This is a genomic window from Marilutibacter maris, from assembly GCF_006546735.2.
In the GTDB taxonomy this organism is placed as follows: domain Bacteria; phylum Pseudomonadota; class Gammaproteobacteria; order Xanthomonadales; family Xanthomonadaceae; genus Marilutibacter; species Marilutibacter maris.
The window spans coordinates 1-3,729 of sequence record NZ_VICD02000252.1 but is presented as its reverse complement, the minus strand read 5'-3'; the positions used below and the strand labels follow the sequence as shown (position 1 = coordinate 3,729).

The 3,729-nt window shown below is 70.2% G+C and carries 5 protein-coding genes; 4 read left to right on the top strand and 1 reads right to left on the bottom strand.

The window, feature by feature from the left end:
* Positions 1-183 precede the first annotated feature (183 nt).
* Genes FKV24_RS14555 through FKV24_RS14540 form a run of 4 tightly spaced genes read left to right on the top strand, consistent with a single transcriptional unit; the run spans position 184 to position 3,082 of the window.
* The gene (locus FKV24_RS14555; protein ID WP_111265096.1) at positions 184-738 is read left to right on the top strand and encodes a carboxymuconolactone decarboxylase family protein; all 555 of its coding nucleotides are present in this window, start codon (positions 184-186) and stop codon (positions 736-738) included.
* Between the two features lie 18 nt (positions 739-756).
* A complete protein-coding gene (locus FKV24_RS14550) occupies positions 757-1,662 on the top strand; it encodes a 2Fe-2S iron-sulfur cluster-binding protein (RefSeq protein WP_141482901.1) in 906 nt (301 codons plus the stop codon).
* A 41-nt stretch (positions 1,663-1,703) separates the two neighbouring features.
* Positions 1,704-2,246 (top strand): HPP family protein, encoded by a 543-nt coding sequence (locus tag FKV24_RS14545; RefSeq protein WP_141482900.1) that lies wholly within the window; start codon positions 1,704-1,706, stop codon positions 2,244-2,246.
* Positions 2,243-3,082 carry an N-acyl homoserine lactonase family protein gene (locus FKV24_RS14540; RefSeq protein ID WP_141482899.1) on the top strand — a complete coding sequence of 280 codons (840 nt, stop codon included), beginning with the start codon at positions 2,243-2,245 and terminating at the stop codon, positions 3,080-3,082. Before FKV24_RS14545 ends, FKV24_RS14540 begins: the two co-directional genes overlap by 4 nt.
* Positions 3,083-3,253: 171 nt before the next feature.
* Here FKV24_RS14540 and FKV24_RS14535 read toward each other — a convergent pair whose 3' ends face one another.
* Complete coding sequence (locus tag FKV24_RS14535; protein ID WP_111265098.1) at positions 3,254-3,508, bottom strand: GlsB/YeaQ/YmgE family stress response membrane protein; 255 nt, start codon at positions 3,506-3,508, stop codon at positions 3,254-3,256.
* Between the last annotated feature and the right edge of the window lie 221 nt (positions 3,509-3,729).

Sequence of the window (3,729 nt, the reverse complement as noted above, 5' to 3'; positions counted from 1 at the left end):
CCGCGCCGCCGCGGCGAAGCCGCCGCGCTCGGCGACGGCCTGGAAGACGAGCATTTCGTGGAAGCGGTCCATTGATACGAAAAATTGATGCGAAAATTGAAATAGAAATTTACCAACCGCGCTGATTCTATATTTTCCGCGCAGCAATAGAGTGTGCCCATTCCCCCACACCTGGAGCGCACCATGAGCCGCATCGCCCTGATCGATCCCCGCCAGGCCACCGCCGAGACCCGTCCGCTGCTGGAGGCGGTGACCCGGCAACTCGGCGGCGTGCCCAACTTCATCCGCGTGCTCGGCCAGTCGCCGGCGGCGCTGGAAGCCTTCCTCGGCCTGTTCTCGATCGCCGGCGCCGGTCGCCTGGAGCCGGCCACGCGCGAGCGCATCGCCCTGGCGATCGCGCAGCGCAACAGCTGCGACTACTGCCTGTCGGCGCACACCGCGCTCGCCGCCGGTGCCGGCCTCGACGGCGACGAGGTCCTGCTCAACCGGGCCGGCCGTTCCCGCGACGCCCGCGCGGCGGCGGCGGTGGCGTTCGCGCGGGCGGTGATGGACAACCTCGGCGACGTCACCCAGGCCGAGCTGCAGGCGGTGCGCGAGGCCGGCTACGAGGACGCGGAGATCGTCGAGATCATCGTCCACGTCGCCCTCAACACCTTGACCAACATGATCGGCCGCGCCAGCCAGGTCGACATCGACTTCCCCCGCGTCGGCGCCGGCGAACTGGCCCAGGTCGCCTGAGGCGGACGGGAGACTCCGATGGCACGCCGTTTCGCCGAACTGGCCTTCACCGGACCGGTCAAGGCCGCGCAGCAGCGCTATGGCTCGCGCGAGAGCAACCTCGCCCACGAGTTGGCCGAGGACCGTCGCGATCGCATCGGTCCGGCCGAGGCGGCGTTCATCGCCGAGCGCGATTCGTTCTACATCGCCAGCGTCGGCGAGCAGGGCTGGCCCTACGTGCAGCACCGCGGCGGTCCGCGCGGCTTCCTCAAGGCGCTCGACGAGCGGACCCTGGGGTTCGCGGACTTCCGCGGCAACCGCCAGTACATCAGTGTCGGCAACCTGGCCGGCGACGACCGGGTGTCGCTGATCCTGGTCGACTATCCGGCGCGGCGGCGGCTCAAGCTGTGGGCGCGCGCGCGGGTGGTGCACTTCGAGGACGATCCGATGGTGCTCGCGCGGCTGGAGTTGCCCGACTACCGGGCGCGGGTCGAGCGCGGCATCGTGCTGGAGGTCGAGGCGGTCGACTGGAACTGCCCGCAGCACATCACCCCGCGCTATACCGAGGCGGAGATCGCGCCACGGCTGCAGGCCCTGCAGGACCAGATCGAGGCGCTGAAGTCGCAGCTGCGGGCGGCGACCGCGGCACCGGCGCCGGGCGCGGTGGTGGCCGCCGCCGACGAGGCCTTCGAGGTGCTGTTGCGACGCAGCGGCCGGCGCCTGCGGGTGGAGGCCGGGCAGAACCTGCTCGACGTGCTCAACGACAACGGCCAGGACATCCCCTACAGCTGCCGCAACGGCGAGTGCGCGACCTGCGTGGTGCCGGTGATCGACGGCGAGCTGCTGCACCGCGACGAGGTACTCGACGACGACGAGCGCGCCGCCGGCAACACCCTGTGCTGCTGCGTATCGCGCGCACGCGGCACTTTGGTTCTGGATCTGTGAGTGCCGGCTCCATGAACTCCGGCCCCATGAATTCCGGATCCATGAATTCCGGACCGGTGAGACGCCGCCTGCGCGCATTCCTGCATCGGCCGCAGCAGACGGTCGGGTGGCCGGCGGCGCTGCGTGCCGGGATCGGTGGCGGCGTCGCGATCGGGTTGTTGCTGGCGCTGGCGCGGCTGTCCGGACAGCCGTGGCTGATGGCGCCGTTCGGCGCCTCCTGCGTGTTGCTGTTCTCGCTGCCGGCCAGTCCGTTGTCGCAGCCGGCCAACGTGATCGGCGGGCATCTGCTGTCGACCGCGATCGGCCTGGCGGTCGCGCAGTGGCTGCCGGACGCGGTCTGGGCGATGCCGCTGGCGGCGATGCTGGCGATCGCGGCGATGGCCGGTCTGCGCGTCACCCATCCGCCGGCCGGCGCCGACCCGCTGCTGGTGCTGCTCGCGCGTCCGGACTGGAGCTTCCTGCTGTTCCCGGTCGCGCTCGGCAGCCTGGCCCTGGTCGCGGTGGCCTGGTGCGTGCACCGGGTGCCCGGCGGCGTGCGCTACCCCTTGCCCCCGCCACGACCCGAACCGACGAGGACGTCATGAAGAAGACCCTGCTCGCACTGTTGCTCGCATGTTCTCTGCCCGCCGCGGCCGGGCCGCCCGCCGATCTGCGCCTGTATGCGCTCGACTGCGGTCGCCTGGCGTTCGAGGACCTGGGCCAGTTCTCCGACACCTTCGAATACGACGGCCATTCGCGCACGATGCAGGCGTCCTGCTTCCTGATCCGGCACCCGCGTGGCGTGCTGCTGTGGGACGCCGGGCTGGGCGACCGCCTGGCGGCGATGCGCGACGGCCGCCGGGCACGGATACTCGGTTCGGACGTGACGATGACGGTGCCGGTCACCCTGGCCTCGCAACTGGCCTCGATCGGGCTGGACTTCGATGGGGTCGACTATTTCGCGTTCTCGCACGGCCACGCCGACCACCTCGGCAACGCCCCGGCGCTGACCCGCGCGACCTGGATCGTCAATCGCGCCGAGCTGGACTGGCTGCGGCGGACCCCGGCGCCGGAGCGCACCCATCCGGCGCTGTCGGAAGGCGCGTTGCGCGCGGGCACGGTGACGATCGAACGCGACCACGACGTGTTCGGCGACGGCTCGGTGCAGATCCTGTCCGCGCCCGGGCACACCCCGGGCCACCAGGTGCTGCTGGTCAGGCTGCCGCGCAGCGGACCGGTGCTGCTCTCCGGCGATCTGTACCACACCCGCGACAACCGGGCCGAGCGCCGGATGCCGGTGTTCAACGTCGACCGCGCCGACACCCTGGCGTCGATCGACCGGATCGAGCGGATCGTCGCCCGGCTCGGCGCGCGGGTGCTGATCCAGCACTCGCGCGAGGACTTCCAGACGCTGCCGGCGTTGCCCGGCTACCTGGATTGAGCCGCGGCTGGCGCACGTCTGGACCGCGCGGATCCTGACCGCACGGAACTTGATTGCACGGATCTTGATTGCACGGATCTTGATTGCACGGATCTTGATTGCACGGAACTTCCCGCGCCCACGAAAAAGGCCCGGCATTGCCAGGCCTTCGCGGATCGCGGCGCAGGGCGGTCAGCGCATCTTGCCGCGCCGGAACAGATTGACGATCGCCAGCAGCACGATCGCGCCAATCAGCGCGGTGATCAGATAACCGGTCCAGCCGGTGAGCTGCAGACCGAGGATCGGCAGCAGGTAGCCGCCAAGGAACCCGCCGATGATGCCGACCACGATGTTCAGGATGATGCCTTGCTGTGCGTTGGTCTTCATGACCATGCTGGCGAGCCAGCCCGCGATGCCACCCACGATCAACATGATGATGAAATTCATCCGATGCCTCCCGGGATAAAGGGTGTCGTCTCGAGCCCGGCCGGCTACCCGGCGCGGGATCGCGGCCCACTCTGGGCAGGGCGGTGTGACGAAGATGTCTGCGCCGCGCGGGTCCCGTTCAGTTTCGCAGCAGGGCCAGCAGCGCGGCCCGCGGCAGCTTGCCGGTCTCGTTGCGGGGCAGGGCCGGCACGCAGCGCAGCGGCCGCGGCAGGAACACCGGG